This window comes from Janibacter sp. CX7 (assembly GCF_024362365.1).
In the GTDB taxonomy this organism is placed as follows: Bacteria; Actinomycetota; Actinomycetes; order Actinomycetales; family Dermatophilaceae; genus Janibacter.
In genome coordinates this window covers 1,933,875-1,960,251 of the sequence record NZ_CP101464.1, presented here as the reverse complement: position 1 = coordinate 1,960,251, position 26,377 = coordinate 1,933,875, and the positions used below count along the sequence as shown (strand labels likewise).

Genomic DNA, 26,377 nt, shown 5'->3' with positions numbered 1-26,377 from the left:
CCGCGGCTCAGGCGCCGGTGGCGACCGGGCGGCCCGGGTCGGTGATCCACTCGCTCCAGCTGCCGACGTAGACGTCGGCGTCGACGCCCGCCTCGTGCAGGGCGAGGGCGGTGTGGGCCGCGGTGATTCCCGAGCCGCAGTAGGTACCGACGACGGTCACCTCGTCGATGTCCTCGCGGGCGAAACGCTCGCGCAGCTCGCGCGCCGGCCGCAGCCGCCCGTCGGGCTGCACGAGGTCGCTCATCGGCACGTTGACGGCGCCGGGGATGTGGCCGGCGACCGGGTCGATCGGCTCGCTCTCGCCGCGGAAGCGCTCCGGCGAGCGGGAGTCGATGAGCACCCCGAGCTTGGCCGTGGCGACGGCGTCCTCGGCGTCGAGCTCGACGAGCTGTTCGGCCTCGAGGTGGACCTCGCCCGGCTCCGGGCTCACCGGCTCGGTGACCACGGTGCCGCCGGCGGCGCGCCATGCGGCCAGTCCGCCGTCGAGGACGCGCACGTCCTCGACCCCGGCCCACCGCAGGACCCACCACGCCCGGGCGGCGCCGAGCGAGGTGCCCTGGTCGTAGACGACGACGCGCGAGTCGTCGTCGAGACCGGCCGCGCGCAGGCCGGCCTGCAGCGTCTCCACGTCGGGCAGGGGGTGCCGCCCCCCTTCGCCCGCGGGGCCGGCGAGGACCGTGTCGAGGTCGACGAAGGGAGCGCCCGGCACGTGGCCCTCGGAGTAGAGGCGAGGCCCGTCGCCGGTGAGCGTGTACTGGACGTCGAGGACGACGAGGTCGTTCTCGGTGATCTCGTGCTGCAGGTCGTCGGCGGTGATCAGGGCGGTCACGGGGTCTCCTCGGATTCGGGGGTCAGGGGTCGGATCGGGACCTCGTAGTCGCCGAAGTCGTCGTAGGCGCGCGGGTCCTCTCGGGGCTCGATGTGGGTCGTCACGGACAGGTCCTCGAACTCCGCCTCGAGAGCGCGCTCGATCTCCTCGACGTGGTCGTGGGCGCGACGCACCGACCAGGCTCCCGGGACGAGCACGTGCATCTCGGCGAAGGACAGGTGCCCGGCGCCTCGGGTGCGCAGCCCGTGGATGTCGATGTCGTCGCTGCGGTGCCGGTCGAGGGCCGCCGCGATGCGGGCATTGGTCTCGGGGGAGAGGGACTCGTCCATGAGGCCGCGGCTGGACTCGCTGACGAGCTTCCACCCCGTCCAGATGATGTTGGCGCCGACGAGCAGGGCGACGACCGGGTCGAGCCAGTCGATGCCGGTGAGCACGACGAGCAGCACGCCGACGACGACACCGACGGAGGTCCACACGTCGGTGAGCAGGTGCTGGCCGTCCGCCCGCAGGGTGATGGACCGGTGCTCTCGGCCGGCCCGCAGCAGCACCACGGCGACCGCGCCGTTGATGACCGATGCGACCACCGAGATCGCCAGACCGGTGCCCGCCTGCTCGATCGGCTGCGGGGTGAGCAGGCGACCGACGGACTGCCAGATGATGAAGGTCGCGGCGACGAAGATCATCCCGCCCTCGATGGCCGCCGAGAAGTACTCCGCCTTGCTGTGGCCGAAGTGGTGGTTGTCGTCGGCAGCGCGCGCCGCGACCCGCAGGGCGACGAGTGCGGCGATCGCGGCGACGAGATTGACGATCGACTCGGCGGCGTCGGCGAGCAGGCCGACCGAGTCGGTGATCCACCACGCGCCGGTCTTGAGCGCGATCGTCGCGAGGGCCGCGGCGACCGACAACCAGGCATAGCGCTCGAGGTTCGGGCGCGGGGTGGCGGTGTTCATGTCCGCGATTGTCCCTCCTCGCCACTGCGGTGAGACACTGGGTGGCGCGATGACCACCCAGATCCTTGACCCCACCGCCCCCGCCACCACGGGGGAGCGCGTGCTGCCTCCCCTTCGCATCGGCCGGCACGTCATCGACTCGCCGGTCGTCTTGGCACCGATGGCCGGCATCACCAACCGCGCCTTCCGTCGCCTGTGCCGGGAGGCCGGCGACGCCGGGCTCGCCGCGAGCGGGCTGACCGGCGCGAGCAGCCTCTACGTCAACGAGATGGTCACCTCGCGCGCGCTCGTCGAGCGCACGCCGGAGTCGATGCGCCTCATCGAGCACGACGAGGACGAGCGGCCGCGCAGCGTGCAGCTCTACAGCGTCGACCCGGCGACGACCGCCGCCGCCGTGCGGATGCTCGTCACCGAGGACCGGGCCGACCACATCGACCTCAACTTCGGCTGCCCGGTGCCCAAGGTGACCCGCAAGGGCGGGGGAGCGGCACTGCCGTGGAAGCGTGACCTCTTCCGCGCCATCGTCTCCGCCGCCGTCACCGAGGGGGCGAAGGGGGACGTCCCCGTCACCGTGAAGATGCGCAAGGGCATCGACGACGAGCACCTGACCTACCTCGAGGCCGCCCGCGCTGCCGTCGACGAGGGTGTCGCCGCGGTCGCCCTGCACGGTCGCACCGCCTCGCAGGCCTACTCGGGCCAAGCCGACTGGTCGGCGATCAAGCTGCTCAAGGAGACGATCACCGAGGTGCCGGTCCTCGGCAACGGTGACATCTGGTCGGCCGAGGACGCACTGGCGATGGTGGAGCAGACCGGCTGCGACGGGGTCGTCGTCGGTCGCGGCTGCCTCGGCCGACCGTGGCTCTTCGCCGACCTGTCCGCCGCCTTCGCGGGGGCGCAGGTGCGTGTCACGCCGACCCTCGGCGAGGTCGCCGCGACGCTGCGCCGGCACGCCGAGCTGCTCACCGACTTCTACGCCGGCGACGAGCTGCGCGCCTGCCGCGACATCCGCAAGCACATCGCGTGGTACCTCAAGGGGTTTCCCGCCGGCTCGACCGTGCGCAACCAGCTCGCGCTCGTCGACTCGCTCGCCGCGCTCGACCGGCTCATCGACACGATGGACCTGTCGAGCCCCTGGCCGGGGGAGGCCGCCGAGGGCCAGCGTGGTCGTGCCGGATCCTCGCGCGTCGTCGCCCTGCCGGAGAACTGGCTGGCCTCGCGCGAGCTCGACGAGGCCCAGCGGGCGCAGGTCGCCGCCGCCGAGCAGTCCGTCGCCGACGGCGGCTGACCCTCACTCCACGACGACGAGCAGGTCGCCCCCTTCGACCTGCTGGCGTGCGCCGACCGCGAGCCGGCGCACCGTGCCCGCCACGGGGGTCGTGATGCCGGCCTCCATCTTCATCGCCTCGATCGTCGCGACGGTGGCGCCCGCCTCGACCTCGTCGCCCTCGGCGACCTGAACCGTGACGACCCCGGCGAAGGGGGCCGCGACCTGACCGGAGGCGCCCGGGTCGGCCTTCTCGGCCGCGACGACCTCTGCGTCGACGCCGCGGTCGCGGACCTGGACCGGCCGCAGCTGACCGTTGACCGTGCCCATCACGGTGCGCATCCCGTGCTCGTCGGGCTCGCTCACCGAGCTCAGGCCGATCGTCAGGGTCTTGCCCGGCTCGATCTCGACCTCGTCGTCGCGCCCCTGCTCGAGGCCGTGGAGAAAGAGGCCGGTGTCGAGCACCGAGGTGTCGCCGAAGCTCGCCCGGGCGGTGCGCATCTCCTGGGTAGGGCCGGGGAAGAGCAGCTCGTTGAGCGTCTCGCGCGGGGCGTCGCGCAGTGCCTGCTCCTGCTCGGGGGTGAGGTCGGCGGTCGGAGGCTGCTCGCGCCGACCCTCGAGCGCCTTGCTGCGGAAGGGCTCGGGCCACCCGCCGGGCGGGTCGCCGAGGTCACCACGGAGGAACCCGATGACCGAGTCGGGGATGTCGAAGCGGGCCGGGTCGGCCTCGAACTGCGCCGGGTCCGCACCGAGGCCGACGAGGGAGAGCGCGAGGTCGCCGACGACCTTGCTGCTCGGCGTCACCTTGACGATGTGGCCGAGCATCGCGTCGGCCGCCGCGTACATGTCCTCGACCTCCTCGAAGCGCTCCCCGAGCCCGAGCGCGATCGCCTGCTGGCGCAGATTGGACAGCTGCCCGCCGGGGATCTCGTGCCGGTAGACACGGCCGGTGGGGGAGGCCAGCCCGGACTCGAAGGGCGCGTAGAGGCGCCGCACGCCCTCCCAGTAGGGCTCGAGCGCGAAGACCTGCTCGATGTCCAGGCCGGTCGGCCGGTCCGTGCCGTCGGTCGCCGCGACGAGGGCGGACAGCGAGGGCTGCGAGGTGGTGCCGGCCATCGTCGCGCTCGCCGCGTCGACGGCGTCGACGCCGGCCCCGATCGCCGCGAGGAGGGTGCCGATCTGGCCGCCTGCGGTGTCGTGGGTGTGCAGGTGCACCGGGAGGTCGAACCGCTCGCGCAGCGCGGTCACCAGGCGGGCCGCCGCGGGGGCGCGCAGCAGCCCGGCCATGTCCTTGATCGCCAGGACGTGCGCGCCGGCGTCGACGATCCGCTCGGCCAGGCGCAGGTAGTAGTCGAGCGTGTAGATCTCCTCGCCCGGGTCGAGGAGGTTGCCGGTGTAGCACAGGGCGACCTCGGCGACCGCGGTGTCGGTCGCGAGCACAGACTCGATCGCGGGGCGCATCTGGTCGACGTCGTTGAGCGCGTCGAAGATGCGAAAGATCGACAGGCCGGTGCGGGCGGCCTCGGCGACGAAGGCGTCGGTGACGCTCGTCGGGTAGGGCGTGTAGCCGACGGTGTTGCGCCCGCGCAGGAGCATCTGAAGGGCGACGTTGGGCATCGCCTCGTGCAGGGCCGAGAGCCGCTCCCACGGGTCCTCGTGGAGGAAGCGCAGGGCGACGTCGTAGGTCGCGCCGCCCCAGGCCTCGACGGACAGCAGCTGCGGGGTGAGCCGGGAGACGTGCTCGGCGACGTGGAGCAGGTCACGGGTGCGCACCCGGGTGGCGAGCAGCGACTGGTGGGCGTCGCGGAAGGTCGTGTCGGTCACCGGGACGTCGGTGCGGGAGCGCAGGTCGGCGGCGAATCCGGCGGGGCCCAGACGCAGGAGGCGGTCACGGCTACCCTCGGGGCGCTCGCCCTCGGGCAACGTCGGCAGCTTGGTCCGGGGGCGCAGGTCGCTCGTGCGCGGGCCGTGCGGCTGGTTGACCGTGACGTCGGCGAGGTAGGTGAGCAGCTTGGTCGCCCGGTCCTTGCCCGTGGGGGCCGCGAGCAGCTCGGGGCGCTCGTCGATGAAGCTCGTCGTCACCCGGCCGGCCTGGAAGTCGGGGTCGGCGAGCACCGCTTCGAGGAAGGGCAGGTTGGTCGCCACCCCGCGGACGCGGAACTCGGCGAGCGCCCGCCGGGCCCGACGGACCGCGAGCGGGAAGGTGCGGGCGCGGCAGGTGAGCTTGACGAGCATCGAGTCGAAGTGGGCGCTCACCTCGGCGCCGACGAAGGTCGTGCCGCCGTCGAGGCGCACCCCGGAGCCGCCGGCGGAGCGGTAGGCGGAGATCGTGCCCGAGTCCGGGCGGAACCCGTTGGCCGGGTCCTCGGTCGTGATCCGACACTGCAGGGCGAAGCCGTGCGTGCCGATGTCCTCCTGGCGCATGCCGAGCTCGGCGAGGGTCGCGCCGGCCGCGATCCGCAGCTGCATGACGACGAGGTCGACCTCGGTGACCTCCTCGGTCACGGTGTGCTCGACCTGGATGCGCGGGTTCATCTCGATGAAGACGTAGCGGCCGTCCTCGCCGAGGAGGAACTCGACGGTGCCGGCGTTGACGTAGCCGATGGACTTCGCGAAACGCACCGCGTCGGCGCACATCCGCTCGCGCAGGTCGGGGTCGAGGTTGGGCGCCGGGGCGATCTCGACGACCTTCTGGTGGCGCCGCTGCACCGAGCAGTCCCGCTCGAAGAAGTGGAGGACCTCACCGCTGGCGTCACCGACGACCTGGACCTCGATGTGCCGCGGGTTGACCACGGCCTCCTCGAGGTAGAGCGTCGGGTCGCCGAAGGCCGACTCGGCCTCGCGCTGGGCGGCCTCCAGCGCGTCCCGGAGGTCCTCCCTTCGCTCGACCCGGCGCATGCCGCGACCGCCACCGCCGCTCACGGCCTTGACGAAGACCGGGAAGCCGATCTCCTCGGCGGCCGCCGCGAGGGCGTCGAGGTCCGTCGTGGCCTCGGCACCGCGCAGCGTCGGCAGACCGGCGGCCCTGGCCGCCGCGATCGCACGCGCCTTGTTGCCGGTGAGCTCGAGGACCGTGGCCGGGGGACCGATGAAGGTGATGCCGTGCCGGGCGCACTCCTCGGCGAGCTGGGGGTTCTCCGACAGGAACCCGTACCCGGGGTAGATCGCGTCGACCCCGGCCTCACGAGCCACGCGCACGACGTCCTCGTGGTCGAGGTAGGCCCGGACCGGGTGCCCCTCCTCACCGATGAGGTAGGCCTCGTCGGCCTTCATCCGGTGCTCGGAGAGCCGGTCCTCGATCGGGTAGACCGCGACGGTGGTCGCGTCGAGCTCGGTGGCGGCGCGGAAGGCGCGGATGGCGATCTCGCCTCGGTTGGCGACGAGGATCTTGTGGAACACGGGGGACCTCCGGGGGTGTGGCGGGCGTCACCCGAGGCTACTGACCTGCCGGACCCGGTGATCGGGGGTTCCGCGAAGGGAGACGGCGCGCCGGGCCGTAGGCTCGCCAGCGTGAGCAGCCTGAGCGACCGCGAGCGGTGGGTCTCCGAGGACCCGGTGCACAAGCGGGCCGACCGTGACGACTTCGCCCGTGACCGCGGCCGGCTGATCCACTCCGCCGCGCTGCGGCGACTGTCGGCCAAGACGCAGGTGCTCGGGCCCGGCAGCGACGACTTCGTCCGCAACCGGCTGACGCACAGCCTCGAGGTGGCCCAGATCGGGCGTGAGTTCGGCGGGGCGCTGGGCTGCGCGGCCGACGTCGTCGAGGTGGCCTGCCTCGCGCACGACCTGGGGCATCCCCCCTTCGGCCACAACGGCGAGACGGCGCTCGACGAGGTCGCCGCGGACATCGGTGGCTTCGAGGGCAATGCGCAGACCCTGCGCATCCTCACCCGGCTCGAGCCCAAGCGCGTGCACCCCGACGGACGCCCGGCCGGGCTCAACCTCACCCGCGCCAGCCTCGACGCGGCGACCAAGTACCCGTGGCGGCGCGGCCACGGGCCGGCGCCCACGCCGAAGTTCGGGGTCTACGAGGACGACCTGCCGGTCTTCGACTGGATGCGCGAAGGGAGCCCCGGTGGCCTCGTGCGCTGCCTCGAGGCCGACGTCATGGACTGGTCGGACGACGTCGCCTACTCCGTGCACGACGTCGAGGACGCCGTCGCCTCCGGTCGGCTGGACCTGCGCCGGCTGCGGGCCGCCGACGACGCGGCCGCGGTCATCGAGGTCGCGGCGCGGCACTTCGCCCGGGACCTCGGGCCCGACGCGCTCGCCGAAGGTCTCGAGCGGGTGCTCGCGACCGGTGCCGTGCCCGACGGCTACGACGGCTCGCGGGCCGGGCTCGCGGGGCTCAAGGACATGACCTCACGACTCATCGGGCGCTTCGTCCACGCGGCGGAGCAGGCGACCCGTGCCGTGCACGGGCCCGGCGACCTCGGCCGCTACGACGCCCGCCTCGTCGTGCCCGAGGACTCGCGCGCCGAGGTCGCGGTGCTCAAGGCGGTGGCCGCCCACTTCGTCATGTTCACCGGTGAGCGGGACGACGAGTACGCCCACCAGCGGCAGGTCGTCGCCGACCTCGCGGCGTGGTTCGCCGCCGACCCCGAGGGAAGGCTCGACGCCGACCTGCGCAGCGACCTCGCTGCGGCGCCCGACGAGGCGGCCCGTCTACGGGTCGTCGTCGACCAGGTGGCGGGCCTGACCGACGTGCGGGCGCTGGCACTGCACGCGCAGCACTGCCACTAGGGGGAGTGCTCCCCCTCGTCTCGGCAGTGTGGCGTCGCTAGTCTCCTGATCACACAGACAGGGGACCAGGATGACACTGACCGACGGCATGGACGTGGCGCGCATGCGCCAGATCGCCGAACAGCTCGTGCTGCAGTCGAAGCAGCTCACCGGCGTGGCACAGGACGGATCGGCCTCGATGAGCAGGCTCGTCGAGGCGTGGCAGGGGCCGGACACGGAGTTCTTCTCGCAGGGGTGGACGCAGGCGGGGCGTCAGTGCGACGAGACGGCCGAGACGCTGCGCTCCTTCGGGGAGCGGATGCGCGCCCAGGCCGACCAGCAGGACGAGGCCAGCGGCAACCGCCGAGGCGGCGGAGGCGGCGGGGGAGGCCCTCGAGGCCCCGGTGGGGACGGCGACGGTGTCAGCTCCTCCAACCCCGACATCAAGGACGACACCAAGGACGCCGAGTACAAGGACGTCGACGGCCCGCTGATCGACGCGGGCGGGGTCGAGCCCGACGACGTCAAGCAGGGTGCCCTGGGTGACTGCTGGCTGATCAGCTCGATGAAGGGCATCGCCGGCACGCCCTCGGGCCAGGAGCTGATCGAGAAGAACATCAAGGACAACGGGGACGGGACCTACGACGTCACCCTCTACCGCGATGGGGAGCCGGTCGTCGTCACGGTCGACGGCAAGCTGCCGGTCGGTCCCAACGGCGAGCCGGTGTATGCCAACAACGACGGCGGCGGACGCGAGATGTGGCCCCTGCTCTACGAGAAGGCCATGGCCAAGGAGTTCGGCGGGGACTACGAGGACCTCGACGGCGACTGGCCCGCCAAGGCCATCGAGGCCATGACGGGCAACGAGGTGGAGACCTACGACGAGGGGCTCATGCCCTGGGACGACAAGGACTTCCCCGGCGCCTCGGACCTGCAGGCGAAGCTCGACGACGGCGGCGTCATCGTCGCCTCGACCGACGGCGACGGCAAGAAGCACTCGGACGGCGACCTCGTGAGCAACCACGCCTACACCGTCACCGACGTCAACCCCGAGACCGGCGAGGTCACCGTGCAGAACCCGTGGGGCAAGGGTGAGGCACCGATCACCATGAGCTACGAGGAGTTCGAGAAGAACTTCGCCCGTCTCGACGTCGGGTCGACCAAGTGAGTGCAGGAGAGGCCATGGACACGACGATCACGCTGCAGCAGAACATCCCTACCCCGGCATGGGGCATGCGCCTCATCGCCGCCAACGTCCACGAGGGGGCGGCCACGGTCATCGTCGAGCCGCCCGGTGAGCCGATGGTCAAGCACCAGGTCGGGGCGGGCGACACGGTGCCCTTCGGGGATCGCGCCCTGCACGTCGACGAGATCACCGGCGGCGGCGACGCCGGGCGGCCGGGGCGTGCGTCCGGTCGCGTCACCCTCTCCGTGGTCGACGGTGCCGCCCGGTGAGCACGGTGCGGGGAGTGCGGGCGCTCGCTCTCGTGCCACTGGTGGCCCTGACGGTCGCCGCGTGCGGTGACGACGGGGACTCCGCCCCCGAGAGCACGCCCGAGGGCGCCGTCGTGCTGGTCGAGAACCAGCCGGGCACCGTGGACGGGACGTCCGTGGTCGCCACCGACGTCGAGGGTGACGACGCGACGCTGCGCATCACCGTCGACGGCCCGTCGGAGGCGACGGACGTGAGCGAGGGAGCAACCGTGGACATCGCCGGGGCGAGCTATCGCATCGAGGCGGTGTGGTCCGAGGAGGACGGCGACAGCCCGGGCAGCATGGGTGGGCACGTCATGGTGGTCCCGGCCGACGGCTGACCTCCGCGTCGTCAGGCCATCCGCCTACACTCGACCCCACGAGCGAGAGGGAGCGAGGTGGCCCGTGGCGGGACGGATCCGCGCGGAGGACGTGCAGGCGGTCAAGGAGCGCTCCTCGATCACCGACGTCGTCCGTGAGCACGTCACCCTGCGCCCGGCGGGCATCGGCTCGATGAAGGGGCTGTGCCCCTTCCACGACGAGAAGACGCCGAGCTTCACCGTGCGCGAGACCGTCGGCGCCTTCCACTGTTTCGGGTGCGGGGAGGGCGGCGACGTCATCTCCTTCGTGCAGAAGCTCGACCACCTCACCTTCGCCGAGGCCGTCGAGCGCCTCGCGGGCAAGCTCGGCATGGAGCTGCGCTACGAGGAGGGCGGCGGTCCGCGCGACGGGGTCGGCCTGGGCAAGCGCGGCCGACTGCTCGAGGCGCACCGCGCGGCGGCGGAGTTCTACCACGAGCGGCTGCTCGGCTCGCCCGAGGCGCGCATCGGGCGGGACTTCCTGCGGGAGAGGGGCTTTGCCTCGCCCGAGGCAAAGCTCTTCGGCATCGGCTACGCGCCGCGTGGCGGCGAGGAGCTGGCCCGGCACCTGCGGGGCAAGGGCTTCACCGACGACGAGCTGACCATCGGCGGGCTCTGCGGCAAGGGCTCGCGGGGGCTCTACGACCGCTTCCGTGGCCGGCTCATCTGGCCGATCCGCGACATCACCGGCGACACGATCGGGTTCGGCGCGCGGCGCCTCTACGACAACGACCGCATCGGGGCCAAGTACCTCAACACCACCGAGACCCCGATCTACAAGAAGTCGAATGTCCTCTACGGGCTCGACCTGGCCAAGAAGGCGATCCGCGACGAGCGCCAGGTCGTCGTCGTCGAGGGCTACACCGACGTCATGGCGGCACACCTGTCCGGGGTCGAAGGGGCGGTCGCGACGTGCGGCACGGCCTTCGGCGAGGACCACATCAAGGTCATCCGGCGCATCGTGCGCGACGAGGCGGACCTGGCGCCGGCCAAGGTGGTCTTCACCTTCGACGGTGACGCCGCGGGGCAGAAGGCCGCGATGAAGGCCTACGCCCAGGACGACAAGTGGGCCAGCCAGAGCTTCGTGGCCGTGGCCCGCGAGGGCATGGACCCCTGCGACCTGCGGCTGCGGGAGGGTGACCTCGCGGTGCGCGAGCTCGTCGCCGACGCCGTGCCGATGTTCGAGTTCGCCGTGCGCACGACGCTGACCCGCTTCGACCTCGACACCGCGGAGGGCCGGGTGCGGGGCATGGGCGCCGTCGCGCCGATCATCAACAGCATCCGCGACTCCTCCCTTCGCCCGGAGTACGTGCGCACCGTCGCCGGCTGGGTCGGGGTCGAGGTCGAGCAGATGCGCGATGCCGTGACCCGCGCCGGGCGGATCCAGGCGCGCGACGAGGCGAAGGGGGAGCACCGCACCCAGCAGGAGGCCCCCGAGCCGACGGCCGCGGAGGCGGCCGGCGGCGTGCCGGCACCCGACCTGCGCGACCCGATCGTCATGGCCGAGCGCCAGCTGCTCCAGTCGATCCTGCAGCACCCCTCGCTCTTCACGTCCGCCGACCTCGATGCCGTCGAGCCGGAGACCTTCACGGCCCCGGCGCACCGGGCGGTCTTCGACGCGATCCGCTCCGTCGGACCGCTGCTCGAGGGGCAGGCGCACACGGCGTGGCACGCCCTCGTCGACGAGGCGACGCCGCTCGCCGTCTCCTCGCTGCTCGCCGAGCTGTCGGTGGCGCCGCTGCCGGTCGTCCACGACCAGTCGACGGGCCTGCCGCCGGCGAGCTACACCCGCTCGTTGCTCGTGCGGGTGCGCGAGGTGGCCGTCAGCCGACGCATCTCCGACGCGATGTCGCAGATGCGCCGCCTGGCGGCCGACCCGAGCGCCGACCCCTCAGCGCTGCGTGACCTGTCCCTGTCCCTGCAGTCGCTCGAGCGGCAGCGCGCCGCGCTGCGCGAGGAGATCGTGTGAGTCCCGTGTGGTCCCGGTGGCAGCGCTCACGAGCGGTGCCCGTCCCCCCAGGTGTCGAGCTCGGCCGCGGCGAGCGGGTCCTCGCGACGGCGGCGGCCGGTGAGGAGGTCGTCGTCATCACCTCGTTCCGGCTCGTGGTCACCGGTGGTCCGCTGGCCGAAGGGAGGGCCTGGCACCTCGTCGACCGCGGCCGGTGGGACCCCGAGACCGACGTCCTCACCGTGACCTGGGTCGACGGCGGGCCGGCCGGCAGCTGGACGATCCCCGAGGCCGGCGGGGTGCCCGACGCCTTCCACGAGCGGGTGCAGGCGAGCGTCGTGCTCGTCGAGGAGGTCACGCTCGACCGGGCGCGCCGAGCGCGCGTCGTCCTGCGCAAGGACCTCGCGTCCGGACGGGTCCTCGCCCAGACGATCGTCGGCCGCGGCTGCGACCCCGACGACCCCCAGCTCGTGGCCGCGACCGAGGAGGTCGCAGCGCGACTGGCGGAGCAGGTCGGGCGCGAGGCCTGATGACAGTCAACGGGCTGCCCGTCCTCGACCTGGCCGATCTCTACGGCGGCCCGGAGGCGGTCGAGCGCTTCCGTGACGAGCTGCGTCGAGCGACCCACGAGGTCGGCTTCTTCCACCTGCGCCATGGCATCGACCGCGCGGTCGTCGACGAGCTCTTCGACACGGCGCGGGCCTTCTTCGCGCTCCCCGAGGAGGACAAGCGCGCGATCGAGATGACCAGGAGCGCACAGTTTCGCGGGTGGACGCGTCTCGGGGGTGAGCTGACCCAGGGGCAGGTCGACCACCGGGAGCAGATCGACATCGGCCCGGATCGGCCGACGCCGGTCGTCGCGGACCCGCCCTACCTGCGCCTCGACGGGCCCAACCAGTGGCCCGCCGCGCTGCCGCGGCTGCGCACGGTCATCGAGGCCTGGACCGAGCGCCTGGGCCACATCGGCCGACGCCTGATGGCCGAGTGGGCGCTCTCGCTCGGGGCGCCGGCCGACCACTTCGCGTCGACCTTCGACCAGGCGTCGACGCTGCTCAAGCTCGTGCGCTACCCGGGCGCCGCCGGCGCCTCGCAGGGCGTGGGCGGACACAAGGACCCCGGCTTCCTCACCCTGCTGCTCATCGAGCCGGGCAAGGCCGGTCTGCAGGTCGAGACCGACGACGGCTGGATCGACCTGCCCCCGACCGACGACTGCTTCGTCGTCAACATCGGCGAGCTCATGGAGGCCGTCACCGACGGCTACCTGCGGGCGACGTCGCACCGGGTGACGGCGCCGCCCGTCGGCACCGAGCGGCTGTCCATCCCCTTCTTCTTCAACCCCGGCCTCGACGCCGAGGTGCCGGTCGTCCCCCTTCGTCCGGAGCTGGCGCAGGCCGCCCGTGGCATCACCCAGGACGCGTCCAACGTCATCTCCGCGCGCTACGGCGACAACCTGCTCAAGGCCCGTCTGCGGGCCCACCCGGACGTCGCGGCGATCCACCACCCCGACCTGGTGGGCACGCCGGACTGATCCGGCCCCCCGTTTTCGTGTCGCGGCCACCTTCTTGCTATGGTGGCGCAGCGCTTCGGCGCGATCCCCTGTAGCTCAATTGGCAGAGCATTCGGCTGTTAACCGGAGGGTTGTTGGTTCGAGTCCAACCGGGGGAGCCAGCACGAGAGGCCCGCACGTCCACACGGACTGCGGGCCTCTCGCATGCCGCCTCAGCTCGAGGTCGGAGGGCCGTCGGACCCGCTCGGGCTGGGGGAGCGCGGAGCGGGGCAGTCGCCCAGCGTCGGGGGAGTAAGGGTGCGGGTCGGCAGACTCCAGCTGGTGCCGAGGTTGGCGCGCACTGCCCGCCGCCACGCACCGGTCTCGACCATGTCCGCGAGCGCATCATTGACGTCCTCGCACAGGACGGTGTCCTCGCGCCGCATGGCGACGCCCCAGCGCTCCTGGGTGAAGAGCCGGCCGGTCAGGCGCAGCCGGTCACGTCCCCTCGACTCCCGGGCGAAGGGGAGGAGGATCGCCGCGTCGGACGTGACCGCCTTGACCTTGTCCTGCTGCAGCATGGCGACGCAGTCGGAGATCGTCGGCTGCACGGTCAGGTGCAGGCCCGGGTAGGCGTCGACGAGCTCGTCGGTCGAGCGTGACCCCTGGACGGTGCAGACGGTGAAGCCACGCAGCTGCCGTGGCGAGCTGATCGTGCTGCGGGCGCGCACGAGCAGGTCCTGCCCGGTCGCCAGGTAGGGCCCGGCGAAGGTCACGTCGTCGGCTCGCTCCGGCGTCATCGAGTAAGCCGCGAGGACGAGGTCGGCCTGACCGGTCTCGAGGAGCGTCTCGCGCTGGTCGGTGACGGCCCGGACGAAGCTGATCCGCGAGATGCCGAGGTACTGCGCGACGTAGCGGGCGACGTCGACGTCGAGCCCGCTGTAGCTGCTGCCCTCGCGCAGGCCGACGCCCGGCTGGTCGTAGGAGATGGCCACCCGCAGCGTGCGGGGCAGGTCGGTCGCGTGGAGGCTGGGGCTCGGTCCCGGCGTGCTCGACGGCGTGAGCGTCGAGGTGGACCCGGTCTCGGGGGGCTGGCCGCTGCCCGTCGGGTCGACGTCGACGGGTCGCACGCACGCGGTGAGCAGGGCAGCGCCGATGGCGGCGGCAGCCAGCGCACGGACACGGCGCACGTCGTCCCCCTTCGTCGGACGTGCCCATCCTCGCAGCCCGGTGACTAGGCTGCAGGTGTGACCACGACACTCGTCCTCTCCGTCATCGGCGACGACCGCGCCGGACTCGTCAAGGCTCTCGCCGACGTCATCGAGACCGGCGGTGGCAACTGGGAGCGCAGCCACCTGAGCGAGCTCGCGGGCAAGTTCGCCGGCATCGTCGTCGTCTCGGTGCCGAGCGACCGGGCCGACGCGCTGCGCACCGCGCTCGAGCCCCTGCAGGGTTTGCTCGACGTCACCGTGCACGACGGCAGTGCGCCCGCCGACCCGGCTGGGGGCGGCCAGGACGTGCGGGTCGAGCTGCTCGGCAACGACCGCCCCGGCATCGTCGGTGCGGTCTCGGGGGTGCTCGCCCAGCACGGGCTGAGCGTCGCCGAGCTGGTGAGCACGACGAGCGACGCGCCGATGGCGGGCGGACGGCTCTTCGAGGCGATCGCCGTCGCGACGGTGCCCGCCGGCACCGACCTCGACGCGCTGCAGGCCGACCTCGAGCGGCTCGCCACCGAGATCATGGTCGACCTGACCCTCAGCCCCCACGACGACGAGGACTGAGGGACAGGCCGATCCGCGTCAGCGCTTGGCCGACGAGGAGGCGCGACCCCACGTGGTGCTGGTGTCGGCCGTCGCGAGCTGCCAGTAGCGCGCGGTGGAGGCATAGGCCTTGAGCGTCACCCGGCCGTAGCGGTCGGTCGTGCCGGACTTGACCCACTTCCAGGAGCAGGAGGAGCAGGTCTTCTGCCGGAGGGTGACCTTGGTGCCCGACCAGGCGCGGAACTGGTCCGCGTTGGGGGAGAAGCGGGTCGCGGTGCCCTTGACGGTGACATAGCTGCCGGCGCGGCTGGTGCTGATCGTCTGGCGGGCGCCGAGCTTGACCGTCATCTTCGTCGTGTTCTGGGTCATGTCGTTGTAGTTGTAGTCGAAGGCGCCCTCGGGCTGAACCGTGTAGGTGCCGAGCGGCTCCCAGCTGTACCAGTCGAGGGACTCGCTGGACGCACCGTCGAACCAGAACATGTCCTCGGGGCCCTGGGTCGGGTGGACGACGCTCCACGCAGCGTCCTCCGCGTACAGGAGGCACCCCTGGCTGTACTTGCCGGTGATCGTCCGGTAGTAGCTGGTGATCGAGACCTTGCTGGGGACGGTGACCCCGCAGGAGTAGGCGGCCTGGGCCGGGACCGCGGTGACCGCGATGGGGACGAGGGAGAGGGCGGCGGCAGCCGCGGCGCGCTTGAGCATGGGTGGATGACCTCGGATGAGCGAAGGGAGTGTGGCGGGGCAGCCCCCCGACCGAGGAGAAGATTAGAGCCAGCCGCCGACAACCACCAGACCCCATCGGGATCTTTGTCGGACGCCTCGGTCAGGAGGCCACTCACCCCCCGCTGCACGTGCTCAGTGCGCGGCCGGTCACCAGGTGTGCGCGACGTCCACGACGAGTCGCGAACCTCCCGTCGTGGGCGTGATGAAGGCGCGCATCGGCAGGCGGGCCCGCGTGCCGATGCCGAAGGTGCTCTGCCCCTCGAAGCTGCCCGCGAAGGCGATCTGGCGGAAGGTCCGGAAGCTGGTCACGTCGACCGCGTTGAGCTTCGAGCGGGGGTCGTAGGTCGCCCGACCGCGACTGTCGTAGGCCGGGCCGCGCACGATGACCCGCAGGTCGGCGTCGCCCTTGAGCCACACCCGCTTGCCCTGGCCCTCGGTGTAGACGGGCGCGTAGCGCACGTCGTAACCGCGCAGCGTTCCGCGCAGGTCGACGACGAAGCGGTCGAAGCAGGTGTGCCGACCGGCTCGTGCGTTGGTGATCTGCGACCACGACATCGTCGGGGCCTGCTTGGCCCAGGAACCCCAGCTGGTCGAGCACGCCGTGCTCGTCTGCGCCGCAGTCGGTTTCGCCTGCGCCGGTGCGCTCGCCAGAGCGCCTCCCGCGACGGCCATCGCCGCCGCGCACGTCGCGGCTGCCAGCCGCGCTCTCATCGATCTCGTCCTGCTCATGACGCCCACATCCCCTGACTCGGGCGGCGGCACCGTTGTCGCCGCATCCACCAAGGATGCTCCCGGCCGTGCCGGTGCGCGAGAGGCTGTCGCCGAACGGCAACTCCGCAAAACCCTGGGGTCTTGCGGAGTTGGAGACGGTGAGTGTGGTGGGGCGACTGGGGCTTGAACCCAGGACCGACGGATTATGAGTCCGCTGCTCTGACCGACTGAGCTATCGCCCCCTTCGCCCGCAGGCGACGGCGTGAGGTTACCCCGTCACGCCGCGCGACACGTGGTGAGGGAGGGGCCACGGTGAGGGCTGGTGCTCCTGTGGTAGTTGGGGCACAATGGCCGCACAAGCACGTTCGCGTGCACATATCGCTCGAGCAGCACGCCGCAGAGTGTCATTGCGCCGCAGCCGTTCGGTCCTTGCAGGGAGTGCCTGGCGTTGGGGAAGACGTCCATCGCACTCAAGGAGGATCAGGATGTCTGCAGGAAAGCGCATCAGCACCCGAGGTGTGGTGTTCATCCACAGCACCCCGACGGCCCTGTGCCCCCACATCACGTGGGCGCTCGAGTCCGTGCTGGATCAGGCTGTGTCACTGGACTGGACCGAGCAGCAGCTCGGCCGGTCGCTCAAGCGTGCCGAGTTCTCCTGGACGGGGGAGCCCGGCACCGGCGCCAAGCTGGCTTCCGCCCTTCGCGGCTGGGACAACGTGCGCTATGAGGTCACCGAGGAGCCCACGCCGGGGCTCGACGGCTCCCGCTGGAGCCACACGCCCACCCTCGGCATCCACCACGCGACGATCAGCGCGTCCGGCGACGTCGTCCTGCACGAAAACCGCCTGCGTGAGGTCATGACCCTCGCCCAGGGCGCCGGTGAGGCCGTCGAGGACATGCTCGGCGAGCTGCTCGGCGACGCCTGGGACGCCGAGCTCGAGCCATTCCGCCACGCGGGCGACGGTGCCCCCGTCCGGTGGCTGCACAAGGTCGGCTGACCGGACCCACCCACGCCCCATGCACGAAGGGGGCTGCGCACCCTCCTTGGCGCAGCCCCCTTCGTGCTGCCCTTCGAAGCGCCCTTCGAGGCGGTCGCTGCGCGACCTTCCACAGGGAGCGGGAGATAGCTGCCTCAGGGACCGGGGGAGCGGCTCCGTGACCTGACATGCCGGTAGCGCGATGGATTTACAGGTGATTCACACACCACCCGTCCACGTCACCGTGCCGAAACCCGTTGCGCGAGACCAAGAAACGCGGCCTCCATAGCGTCATCGCACCCAACCACAGGAGTGCTGATGATCGACTCGACCTCACGTCGTACCGTCCTGCAGGCAGGCGGGCTCACCGCCGGCCTGGCCGCCCTGACCGCCGCCGTCGGCTCGCCCGCCCACGCCGTCGAGACCCCCGACTTCACCCCGCTCAGCGGGTCACGAGGCAAGGGGACCAAGGTCGTCGTGCTCGGCGGGGGGATCGCGGGCCTGACCGCGGCCTACGAGCTGCGCAAGGGTGGCTACGACGTCACGGTCCTCGAGGCCATGGACCGGCCCGGCGGACGCAACTGGACCGTCCGCGGCGGCACGAGCGCGACGGACACCCAGGGACGCACGCAGCGGGCGTCGTTCTCCCGCGGGGAGTACATGAACGCCGGCCCCGGCCGGATCCCGCAGCACCACGTCACCCTCGACTACTGCCGCGAACTCGGCGTGGCCATCGAGCCCTTCGTCAACGTCAACGCCGAGGCGTACCTCTGGCGCCCCGGCACGGCGCTCGACGGTGAGCGGATCAAGCACCGGGCGGCCAAGTCCGACGTCCTGGGCTACATCAGCGAGCTGCTCGCCCAGGCGACGACGTCAGGCTCCCTCGACTCGAGCCTGTCCGCGGCCGAGAAGACCGCGCTGCTGCGCCTGCTCACCGGTCTCGGTGGCCTCAACAGCAGCTACGCGTACACCGGAGGCGGTCGGCGAGGCTACTCCGAGGAGCCGGCCGAAGGCCTGCAGGCGGGCGTCCCGCTCGACCCGTGGTCGATGAGCGACGTGCTGCTGAGCGGCATCGGCAACTACTTCCCCTTCGAGCTCAGCTGGGACCAGTCGATGATGATGTTCCAGCCCGTCGGGGGCATGGACCGCATCGCCTACGCCCTGGAAAAGGCCGTCAGCAAGGGCAACATCACCTACCAGGCCGTCGTCACCGACATCCGCACCTCGGCCGACGGCGTCGAGGTGGCCTACCGGACCAAGGGCGGCACCCGCCGCATCACGGCCGACTACTGCGTCGCCGCGATGCCCCCGCACATCACCGCCAAGATCAGCTCCAACCTGCCCAAGGACGTCGTCGCGGCCATGAAGTCGGCCAGCGTGAGTGACGCCGGCAAGATCGGCATCGAGTACTCGCGACGCTGGTGGGAGCAGGACCACGACCTCTACGGCGGCATCACCAACTCCTCCAACGAGCTGGCCAACATGTGGTTCCCCTCGCACGGCTTCCAGGGCGATGGCGGCGTCGTCATCGGCTACTACAACACCGGCGCCTCCGCCCGCACCTACGGCCAGCTCTCGCCGGCCGCCCGCCAGGCCAAGGCCGTCGCCCAGGGCGCGGAGATCTTCGGTCCGACCTACGCCGAGGGCGTGCAGTCGGCCTTCTCCGTCGACTGGATGAGGGTGCCGCACATCGAGGGCGCGTGGGTCAGCTGGCCCGACGGCCAGGGCCCCGGCACCCCCTACGCCAAGCTTCTCGAGCCGAGCGGCCGCGTCCACTTCGCCGGTGACCACCTCTCGCACGCCATCGCCTGGCAGCACGGGGCGATGACCTCCGCCCGCGCCGCGGTCGCGGCGATCCACACGAGGGTCACCTCGTGACCCCGAGCCACACCCCCCGCACCGGCACCACCCCTGCACAGCACCGCCACACCACCACGAAGGGCACCACCATGCGTCGTCGCTCCACCATCGCCATCGCCACCGTCTGCGGTCTCGCCGTCGGTCTCCCCGCCGGGGCCGCGACCTTCAAGGCCGTCGGCCCGCCGAAGCCGACCGAGTACACCCGCGTCCTGCCGGCCGGCCAGGACAACCCGATGATCGCCGACGGCGTCGCGCTCGGCTCCAACCTCTCGACGTACCAGGCGAGCGGCCTCGGTCCGACCTCCGCCAACCCGAGCGCTCCGGCCGGGTCCGCCGAGCGCTACATCGACGCGGCGACCTTCCCCGGCGGCACCCTGCCGCAGGGTGTGACGGTCACCGAGGCGCAGGGCCTCAACGTGCTCGAGGCCATCGGCAACAATCTCGAGCGCGCCGGTCTGGACTACGACGACGTCACGACGATGCGCGTCTTCCTGTCCAACCCGGAGGGCGCCGAGACGGCCGACTTCAACGGCTGGAACCGGGCCTACCGCCAGTACTTCGCCAACACCAGCCTGTCCACGGGCAAGCCGATCCCGGTCTCGATGGGCACCGCCGCACCGAAGAACCCGATCGTCACCAACTCCGCCCGCCCGTCGCGCTTCGCGGTCGAGGTGGAGAACCTGCCGGTCCAGGGCTGGCTCGTCGAGGTCGAGGTGACCGCCGCCTACCCCAAGGGCAACGGCAAGAAGTGACCCGGCCCCGGAGGTGCCGTCACGTGGGGTGACGGGACCACCGGCATGACGAAGGGAGGGGACGCGCGAGTCGCGCGTCCCCTCCCTTCGACCGTCTCGTGGGGAGGAGGCGTCAGTCGTCGGCGGCGGCTCCGGCCACGGTCGGGGCTGTCGCCAGAGCATCGCCAGCGGTGCGTCCACGACGGTTGATCCGCCGCTCGAGCAGGCCGGCGAGCGAGGTCAGGCCCCAGTTGACGAGGATGAAGACGATCGCGACGACGACGAGCGCGGCGAAGATGTTGGAGTGCAGCGACGAGAGGTTCTGCCCCTGCTGCAGCAGCTCCGGATAGGTGATGACGGTGCCGAGCGCGGTGTCCTTGAGGATGACGACGAGCTGGCTGACCAGCGCCGGCAGCATGGCGGTGACCGCCTGTGGGATCTGGATCGAGCGCAGCACCTGACCCGGCGACAGCCCCACCGCCAGGCCGGCCTCGCGCTGGCCGGAGGGCAGCGAGTGCACGCCCGAGCGCAGCAGCTCGGCCATGACCGCACCGTTGTAGAGGGTCAGCGCCGTGACGACCGCGGCCAGCGGGTTGATCTCCGCCGAGAAGACGCCGTTGTAGGCGTAGATCCCGAAGAAGAAGATCATCATGATCAGCACGGGGATCGCGCGGAAGAACTCGACGACCGCGCCGCTGAGCCAGCGGATGACCCGGTGGCCCGACAGCCGGCCCGAGCCGAAGACGAAGCCGAAGATGCTCGCGCCGAGGACCGACAGCGCGGCCGCCTTGACCGTGTTCCACAGCCCGAGGAGCAGGTAGTAGCGCCAGGTCTCCCAGGTGGCCATGGGCGACCACTTCGCGCCGGAGAACTCCTCGTACTCGTTGAGCTTGCCGACGACGACCCACAGGATCGCGGCGGCGACGAGCAGGCCGAGCACGGCGATGATCCGGTAGCGCATCCGCGCCCTGGGGCCCGGGTTGTCGAAGAGGACGGTCTGGGTGCTCATCGCTTCACCGCCATTCGTCGCGACAGGCTCGTCAGCCCGATGCCGATCGGCAGGGTGAGGAGCAGGAAGAAGCCGGCCACGAGGGCGAAGGTCACGTAGTTGAGGTCGGCCCGCAGCTCGATCGCCTCGCTCATGAAGGCCGCGGTCTCGGCGACGCCGATGGCCGCCGCGACGGTCGTGTTCTTGATGAGCGCGATGGTCACCGACGCCAGGGGCGCGATGGACCCGCGAATCGCCTGCGGCAGCACGACGTGGCGCAGGTTCTGCGTGAAGCCCAGGCCAATCGAGCGGGCGGCCTCGGCCTGGCCCGGCGGCACGGTGTTGATGCCGCTGCGGATCGCCTCGCAGACGAAGGAGGCGTGGTAGACGACGAGTCCGACGATCGCCCAGCGCACGCCGTTGTCGGTGATCGACGTCGGGCTGTTCTCGTCGGCGAGGTTGATGCCCAGGTCGTAGAGCATGACCATGATCGTGAAGGTGAGGATCAGCGTCAGCGGGGTGTTGCGCACGATGTTGACGTAGGCCGCCCCGGCGAAGCGGAAGATCGCCACCGGCGAGACCCGCATGATGGCGATGATCGTGCCGAGCACGAGAGCCCCCGCGAGGGAGAAGACGGCCAGCTTGATCGTCAGCCAGAAGGCTCCCCACACGTCGAACTGCTGGAAGAGCTCGCTCATCCACTACTCCTTGTCGATGGCGTCGTCAGCGGTGGGACGAAGGGGGCCGAGCGCACCTCGCGCAGGTGGCCGGCCCCCTTCGTCCACCCGGTCAGGAGCAGGCGTCGAGCTTCGGCGGGTTGGTCTTGGCGTCGACCTTGAAGTTCGCCGGACCGAAGTTCTTCTCCACCGCCTTGTCCCACTCGCCGTCGTCGACCATCTTGGTCAGGGCCTTGTTGACGTCCTCGCAGAGCGCGGTGTCGCCCTTCTTCAGGCCGACGCCGTAGCGCTCCTCGGAGAAGGGCGCGCCGACGACCTTGAGCTTGCCCTTGTACTGCTCCTGCGCTGCGTAGCCGGCGAGGATCGTGTCGTCGGTCGTCAGGGCGTCGAGCTGGCCCTTGGAGACGGCCTCCGCGCACTTGGAGTAGGTGTCGAACTCCTGGAGGTTGACGCCCGGGACCTCCTTCTTGACGTTGTCCGCCGACGTGGAGCCGGTGACCGAGCACAGCTTCTTGCCGTCGAGGTCCTTGGGCCCGGTGATCTTGGCGTCGGTGGCGACGAGCAGGTCCTGGCCGGCGATGAAGTACGGCCCGGCGAAGGAGACCTTCTCCTTGCGCTCGTCGGTGATCGAGTAGGTGGCGAAGATCAGGTCGACCTGGCCGGTGGCGATGAGGTCCTCGCGCTGCTTGCTCGGGGCCTGGACGAACTGCACGTCCGTCTTGCCGAGCTCCTTGGCCACGTAGTTGGCGACGTCCACGTCGAAGCCGGAGTAGGTGTTGCCCTCCTTCAGGCCGAGACCCGGCTGGTCGAACTTGATGCCGATCTTGATGCTGCTGTCGTCTCCGGAGCCACCGGATCCGCTCCCGCCCCCGCTGTCGCCGCCGCAGGCCGCCAGGCCCAGGGCGAGGACGAGGGTTGCTCCTGCTGCGCCGAGTCGTCGCGTCATCATGGTTGTTCCTCCTGGTTGGGTCGTGCGCTGGTCAGTGGCTGAGGATCTTGCCGAGGAAGTCCTTGGCGCGATCGCTGCGAGGGTTGGTGAAGAACTCCTCGGGCGTCGCCGTCTCGACGATCTGCCCGTCGGCCATGAAGACGACCCGGTCGGCCGCGCGCCGGGCGAAGCCCATCTCGTGGGTGACGACGATCATCGTCATGCCGGTCTGCGCGAGCTGGGTCATGACGTCGAGGACCTCGTTGATCATCTCGGGGTCGAGGGCCGACGTCGGCTCGTCGAAGAGCATGACCTTGGGGTCCATGGCGAGGGAGCGGGCGATGGCGACGCGCTGCTGCTGGCCGCCGGAGAGCTGGGCGGGGTACTTCGAGGACTGGGCGTCGACGCCGACCCGGGTGAGCAGCTCCTTGGCCCGGGCGGTCGCCTCGGCCTTGGACTTCTTGCGCACCTTGATCGGGCCGAGCGTGACGTTGTCGAGGATCGTCTTGTGCGCGAAGAGGTTGAAGGACTGGAAGACCATGCCGACGTCGGCGCGCAGCCGGGCCAGCTCCTTGCCCTCCTCGGGCAGGGGCTTGCCGTCGACGGTGATGCTGCCCGACTCGAAGGTCTCCAACCGGTTGATCGTGCGGCACAGCGTCGACTTGCCCGACCCGGACGGCCCGATGACGACGACGACCTCGCCTCGGCCGACGGTGAGGTTGATGTCCTTGAGCACGTGGAGCTGCCCGAAGTGCTTGTTGACGTCGGTGAGGACGACGAGGGGCTCGTGGGTCCCGGTCTCGCGGGGCGCGGTGTCGCTCGGCATGCGACCGAACCTATCCCGCCCGAGTGTGCCCGTGGTCACGCACGCGCGCCGACGTGACCTGAGTGAGACACTCCGGTCACGCCGGCGCGGTGTGGGCTGGGCTCGTCAGAGCGGGATGTTGCCGTGCTCGCCGCGGCGAGCAGGCGCCTCCGCGAGGGCCGTCGCGACGGCCGAGCGGGTGCGGGTGGGCTCGACGATCTCGTCGACGACACCGATCTCGACCGCCCGCGGCAGACCGCCCGAGAGCCGGTCGTGCTCGTCGGCGAGCTGCTGCTCGACCTCGGCGACCTCCGACTCGTCGACCTCGGCGAGCCGTCGGCGGTGCAGGATGCGGATGGCCGCGACCGAGCCCATGACGGCCACGTGCGCCTCCGGCCAGGCGAAGACCTTCGTCGCGCCGAGCGAGCGCGAGTTCATCGCGATGTAGGCACCGCCGTAGGTCTTGCGGGTGACGACGGTGACCCGGGGGACGACGGCCTCGGCGAAGGCGTGCAGGAGCTTGGCCCCCCTTCGCACGACGCCGTCCCATTCCTGGCCGACGCCGGGCAGGTAGCCGGGCACGTCGACGAGGACGACGAGCGGGACGCCGAAGGCATCGCACATGCGCACGAAGCGCGCCGCCTTCTCCGCCGACGACGAGTCGAGGCAACCGCCGAGGCGCATCGGGTTGTTGGCGATGACGCCGACGGTGCGTCCGCCCATGCGGCCGAGCGTCGTGACGATGTTGGGCGCCCACCGGCCGTGCAGCTCCTGCACCTCGCCGCTGTCGAGCAGCTGCTCGACGAGGGGGTGCACGTCGTAGGCCCGCTTCGCCGACTCCGGCAGCTGCTCGGCGAGGTCGACATCGGTGACGGCCGCGAGGTCGAAGTCGCCCTGGTCGCTCAGCAGGCGGCACAGGGTGCCGGCCCGGCCGTAGGCGTCGTCGATGGACTCGGCGAGCACGTGGACGACGCCGGAGCGGCGACCGTGCGGCTCGGGACCACCGAGGCGAAGGGCGTCGACGTCCTCGCCCGTGACCGACCGGACGACATCGGGTCCGGTGACGAAGATGCGCCCCTCCGGGGCGAGGATGACGATGTCGGTGAGGGCGGGACCGTAGGCGGCACCGCCGGCCGCGGCGCCGATGACGACGGAGATCTGCGGGATCTTGCCCGACGCGCGGGTCATGATCGCGAAGACCTCGCCGACGGCGTGTAGCGAGACGACCCCCTCGGGCAGGCGCGCCCCGCCGGAGTGCCACAGGCCGACGACGGGGACGCCGTCGGCGAGGGCGCGCTCGTAGGCGGCGACGACGACCTTGCAGCCGGCGACGCCCATGGCGCCGCCCATGATCGTCGCGTCGGAGGCGAAGACGACGACCGGCTGGCCGCCCACGGTGCCCGTCGCGGCGAGCATGCCCGAGTCGTCGTCAGGGGTGAGGAGCTCGACCGAGCCCTCGTCGACGAAGTCAGCGATCCGGTGGTTGGGGTTGCGCGGGTCCTGCTCGCGGGGCACCTTGACGCGCTTGCCGACCGCGGCGGAGGCGGCATTGGGCTGGCGGGTCACGAGTGCGTCCCGAAGGCGAGGGCGACGTTGTGCCCGCCGAAGCCGAAGCTGTTGTCGAGGACGAGCAGATCACCGTCGCCGAGCTGGCGGGGGGTGTCGCGGACGATGTCGAGGTCGACCGCCGGGTCGAGGTTGTCGATGTTGATCGTCGGCGGCGCGACCCGGTCGCGCACGGACAGCGCGGCGAAGATCGCCTCCAGGGCCCCGGCGGCCCCCAGGAGGTGGCCGGTCATGGACTTCGTGCCGCTGATGGCCATGTGGTCGGCGTCGGCGCCGAAGGCCCGGCGGATCGCGGCGACCTCGGCGACGTCGCCGACGGGCGTCGACGTCGCGTGCGCGTTGATGTGCACGAGGTCGGCCGGGGTGGCCCCGGCGTCGCGGACCGCGTCGGCCATGGCGCGGGAGGCGCCGGCGCCCTTGGGCTCGGGGGCCGCGATGTGGTGCGAGTCGGCGCTCACGCCGAAGCCGGCGAGGGTGCAGATGATGTCGGCGCCGCGGGCGCGGGCGTGCTCCTCGGACTCGAGGACGAGGATCGCGCCGCCCTCGCCGAGGACGAAGCCGTCACGGTCGGAGTCGTAGGGGCGCGAGGCGGTCTCGGGGGAGTCGTTGCGCGTCGAGAGCGCCTGCATCGCGGCGAAGCCGGAGATGGGCAGCGGGTGGATCGAGGCCTCGGAGCCGCCGGCGATGACGACATCGGCCTTGCCGTCGCGGATGAGCTGGGCGCCGTAGCCGATCGACTCGGCGCCGGAGGAGCAGGCGGAGACGAGGGTGTGCGCACCGGCCCGGGCGCCGAACTCCAGGGAGACCGTGCCCGACGCCGAGTTGGGCATGAGCATCGGGATGGAGAGCGGGTAGACGCGTCGAGGACCCTTGGTGCGCAGGGCCTCCCACGCGGTGAGCAGGGTCTGCACGCCACCGATGCCGGTGCCGACGGCACTGGCGAGGCGCTCCGGCTCGACTTCGGGGGAGCCGGCATTGGCCCACGCCTCACGGGCGGCGACGAGGGCGTACTGGGCGAAGGGGTCGAGGCGCTTGGTCTCGACCTTCTTGAGCACCTCGGACACGGGGGTCGTCAGCTGCGCGGCGAAGCTCACCGGCAGCTCGAACTCCTCGACCCAGGAGGCGTCGAGGGCGCGCGCGCCGGGACGGCCGGCGAGCAGTGCCTGCCAGGTCTCCTCGGCGGTGCCGCCGAGCGGGGTCGTGGCTCCGACGCCGGTGACGACGACGGTGGGTCGGGGAGAGGACATGCGGGGCTCCTGTGGGTCGGTGGACGAGGCCGGGCGGTTCCCCCCTTCGCTCGTGACGAAGGGGGGAACGTCACCGGGTCAGGCCGGCTGGTTGGCCTTGATGAAGTTGACGGCGTCGCCGACGGTCTTGAGGTTCTTGACCTCCTCGTCGGGGATCTTGGCCCCGAACTTCTCCTCGGCGGTGACGGCGATCGTCATCATCGACAGCGAGTCGACGTCGAGGTCGTCCGTGAAGGTCTTGTCGGCGGTCACCTCGGACGCGTCGACACCGGTCTCCTCCGAGACGATCTCGGCGAGGCCGTCGAGGATCTCCTGGTCGCTGAATGCCATGGAACTGCTCCTTCGTGTTGCGGGTTGGGGCGGTGTGCTGGCC

At 71.4% G+C, this 26,377-nt stretch carries 25 protein-coding genes and 2 tRNA genes; 13 read left to right on the top strand and 14 right to left on the bottom strand.

Annotated elements, in window-relative coordinates:
- Window positions 1-7 precede the first annotated feature (7 nt).
- Both NMQ01_RS09565 and NMQ01_RS09560 read right to left on the bottom strand, forming a co-directional pair.
- Window positions 8-829 (bottom strand): sulfurtransferase, encoded by an 822-nt coding sequence (locus NMQ01_RS09565; RefSeq protein ID WP_255183712.1) that lies wholly within the window; start codon window positions 827-829, stop codon window positions 8-10.
- The gene (locus NMQ01_RS09560) at window positions 826-1,779 is read right to left on the bottom strand and encodes a cation diffusion facilitator family transporter (RefSeq protein WP_255183711.1); all 954 of its coding nucleotides are present in this window, start codon (window positions 1,777-1,779) and stop codon (window positions 826-828) included. Before NMQ01_RS09560 ends, NMQ01_RS09565 begins: the two co-directional genes overlap by 4 nt.
- 49 nt (window positions 1,780-1,828) lie before the next feature.
- On the opposite strand from NMQ01_RS09560, the gene dusB reads away from it, so the two are divergent.
- On the top strand, window positions 1,829-3,064 hold the full coding sequence (gene dusB / locus NMQ01_RS09555) for a tRNA dihydrouridine synthase DusB (RefSeq protein WP_255183710.1): 1,236 nt from the start codon (window positions 1,829-1,831) through the stop codon (window positions 3,062-3,064).
- A gap of 3 nt (window positions 3,065-3,067) precedes the next feature.
- On the opposite strand, the gene NMQ01_RS09550 is transcribed toward dusB, so the two are convergent.
- A complete protein-coding gene (locus NMQ01_RS09550) occupies window positions 3,068-6,442 on the bottom strand; it encodes a pyruvate carboxylase (RefSeq protein ID WP_255183709.1) in 3,375 nt (1,124 codons plus the stop codon).
- Window positions 6,443-6,553: 111 nt separating this feature from the next.
- Between NMQ01_RS09550 and NMQ01_RS09545 the strand changes: the two genes are divergently transcribed.
- From NMQ01_RS09545 to NMQ01_RS09510, 8 genes are all read left to right on the top strand, one after another.
- Window positions 6,554-7,786 (top strand): deoxyguanosinetriphosphate triphosphohydrolase, encoded by a 1,233-nt coding sequence (locus NMQ01_RS09545; RefSeq protein WP_255183708.1) that lies wholly within the window; start codon window positions 6,554-6,556, stop codon window positions 7,784-7,786.
- A gap of 70 nt (window positions 7,787-7,856) precedes the next feature.
- Window positions 7,857-8,933 (top strand): C2 family cysteine protease, encoded by a 1,077-nt coding sequence (locus tag NMQ01_RS09540; protein WP_255183707.1) that lies wholly within the window; start codon window positions 7,857-7,859, stop codon window positions 8,931-8,933.
- A 14-nt stretch (window positions 8,934-8,947) separates the two neighbouring features.
- Entirely contained in the window at window positions 8,948-9,220 is a 273-nt protein-coding gene (locus NMQ01_RS09535; protein WP_068316676.1) for a DUF6406 domain-containing protein, read from the top strand.
- Window positions 9,217-9,579 (top strand): hypothetical protein, encoded by a 363-nt coding sequence (locus NMQ01_RS09530; RefSeq protein ID WP_255183706.1) that lies wholly within the window; start codon window positions 9,217-9,219, stop codon window positions 9,577-9,579. Before NMQ01_RS09535 ends, NMQ01_RS09530 begins: the two co-directional genes overlap by 4 nt.
- Window positions 9,580-9,643: 64 nt before the next feature.
- Window positions 9,644-11,566, top strand: coding sequence for a DNA primase (dnaG, locus tag NMQ01_RS09525; protein ID WP_255183705.1), 1,923 nt, complete (start codon window positions 9,644-9,646; stop codon window positions 11,564-11,566).
- Window positions 11,563-12,075 (top strand): hypothetical protein, encoded by a 513-nt coding sequence (locus NMQ01_RS09520; RefSeq protein WP_255183704.1) that lies wholly within the window; start codon window positions 11,563-11,565, stop codon window positions 12,073-12,075. The genes dnaG and NMQ01_RS09520 overlap by 4 nt, the downstream gene beginning before the upstream one ends.
- Window positions 12,075-13,073, top strand: a complete 999-nt coding sequence (locus NMQ01_RS09515; protein WP_255183703.1) for an isopenicillin N synthase family oxygenase — start codon at window positions 12,075-12,077, stop codon at window positions 13,071-13,073. Before NMQ01_RS09520 ends, NMQ01_RS09515 begins: the two co-directional genes overlap by 1 nt.
- Window positions 13,074-13,137: 64 nt before the next feature.
- Window positions 13,138-13,213 (top strand) — tRNA-Asn (locus NMQ01_RS09510).
- 51 nt (window positions 13,214-13,264) lie between these two features.
- On the opposite strand, the gene NMQ01_RS09505 is transcribed toward NMQ01_RS09510, so the two are convergent.
- Complete coding sequence (locus NMQ01_RS09505) at window positions 13,265-14,221, bottom strand: transporter substrate-binding domain-containing protein (RefSeq protein WP_255183702.1); 957 nt, start codon at window positions 14,219-14,221, stop codon at window positions 13,265-13,267.
- Between the two features lie 57 nt (window positions 14,222-14,278).
- On the opposite strand from NMQ01_RS09505, the gene NMQ01_RS09500 reads away from it, so the two are divergent.
- Window positions 14,279-14,812, top strand: a complete 534-nt coding sequence (locus tag NMQ01_RS09500; protein ID WP_255183701.1) for a glycine cleavage system protein R — start codon at window positions 14,279-14,281, stop codon at window positions 14,810-14,812.
- An 18-nt stretch (window positions 14,813-14,830) separates the two neighbouring features.
- Here the strand turns inward: NMQ01_RS09500 and NMQ01_RS09495 are convergent, their stop codons facing one another.
- From NMQ01_RS09495 to NMQ01_RS09485, 3 genes are all read right to left on the bottom strand, one after another.
- Window positions 14,831-15,493 (bottom strand): hypothetical protein, encoded by a 663-nt coding sequence (locus NMQ01_RS09495; RefSeq protein ID WP_255183700.1) that lies wholly within the window; start codon window positions 15,491-15,493, stop codon window positions 14,831-14,833.
- 168 nt (window positions 15,494-15,661) lie between these two features.
- Window positions 15,662-16,243 (bottom strand): hypothetical protein, encoded by a 582-nt coding sequence (locus tag NMQ01_RS09490; protein WP_255183699.1) that lies wholly within the window; start codon window positions 16,241-16,243, stop codon window positions 15,662-15,664.
- A 147-nt stretch (window positions 16,244-16,390) separates the two neighbouring features.
- A tRNA-Ile gene (locus NMQ01_RS09485) sits at window positions 16,391-16,467 on the bottom strand.
- A gap of 243 nt (window positions 16,468-16,710) precedes the next feature.
- Here NMQ01_RS09485 and NMQ01_RS09480 point away from each other — a divergent pair.
- From NMQ01_RS09480 to NMQ01_RS09470, 3 genes are all read left to right on the top strand, one after another.
- Window positions 16,711-17,223: a DUF3145 domain-containing protein gene (locus NMQ01_RS09480; protein ID WP_255183698.1), complete on the top strand. Its 513-nt coding sequence runs from the start codon at window positions 16,711-16,713 to the stop codon at window positions 17,221-17,223.
- A gap of 297 nt (window positions 17,224-17,520) precedes the next feature.
- Entirely contained in the window at window positions 17,521-19,080 is a 1,560-nt protein-coding gene (locus tag NMQ01_RS09475; RefSeq protein ID WP_255183697.1) for a flavin monoamine oxidase family protein, read from the top strand.
- A 71-nt stretch (window positions 19,081-19,151) separates the two neighbouring features.
- On the top strand, window positions 19,152-19,814 hold the full coding sequence (locus NMQ01_RS09470) for a Rid family hydrolase (protein WP_255183696.1): 663 nt from the start codon (window positions 19,152-19,154) through the stop codon (window positions 19,812-19,814).
- A 112-nt stretch (window positions 19,815-19,926) separates the two neighbouring features.
- On the opposite strand, the gene NMQ01_RS09465 is transcribed toward NMQ01_RS09470, so the two are convergent.
- The 7 genes from NMQ01_RS09465 to NMQ01_RS09435 form a co-directional block, all read right to left on the bottom strand.
- Window positions 19,927-20,802, bottom strand: a complete 876-nt coding sequence (locus NMQ01_RS09465) for an amino acid ABC transporter permease (RefSeq protein WP_255183695.1) — start codon at window positions 20,800-20,802, stop codon at window positions 19,927-19,929.
- Window positions 20,799-21,479, bottom strand: a complete 681-nt coding sequence (locus NMQ01_RS09460) for an amino acid ABC transporter permease (protein WP_255183694.1) — start codon at window positions 21,477-21,479, stop codon at window positions 20,799-20,801. Before NMQ01_RS09460 ends, NMQ01_RS09465 begins: the two co-directional genes overlap by 4 nt.
- A 91-nt stretch (window positions 21,480-21,570) precedes the next feature.
- Window positions 21,571-22,407, bottom strand: a complete 837-nt coding sequence (locus tag NMQ01_RS09455) for a glutamate ABC transporter substrate-binding protein (RefSeq protein ID WP_255183693.1) — start codon at window positions 22,405-22,407, stop codon at window positions 21,571-21,573.
- A 31-nt stretch (window positions 22,408-22,438) separates the two neighbouring features.
- Window positions 22,439-23,212 carry an amino acid ABC transporter ATP-binding protein gene (locus tag NMQ01_RS09450; protein WP_255183692.1) on the bottom strand — a complete coding sequence of 258 codons (774 nt, stop codon included), beginning with the start codon at window positions 23,210-23,212 and terminating at the stop codon, window positions 22,439-22,441.
- Between the two features lie 105 nt (window positions 23,213-23,317).
- On the bottom strand, window positions 23,318-24,706 hold the full coding sequence (locus NMQ01_RS09445; RefSeq protein ID WP_303708386.1) for an acyl-CoA carboxylase subunit beta: 1,389 nt from the start codon (window positions 24,704-24,706) through the stop codon (window positions 23,318-23,320).
- A gap of 47 nt (window positions 24,707-24,753) precedes the next feature.
- Complete coding sequence (gene fabF / locus NMQ01_RS09440; protein ID WP_255183690.1) at window positions 24,754-26,004, bottom strand: beta-ketoacyl-ACP synthase II; 1,251 nt, start codon at window positions 26,002-26,004, stop codon at window positions 24,754-24,756.
- Window positions 26,005-26,082: 78 nt separating this feature from the next.
- Entirely contained in the window at window positions 26,083-26,334 is a 252-nt protein-coding gene (locus tag NMQ01_RS09435) for an acyl carrier protein (protein ID WP_255183689.1), read from the bottom strand.
- Between the last annotated feature and the right edge of the window lie 43 nt (window positions 26,335-26,377).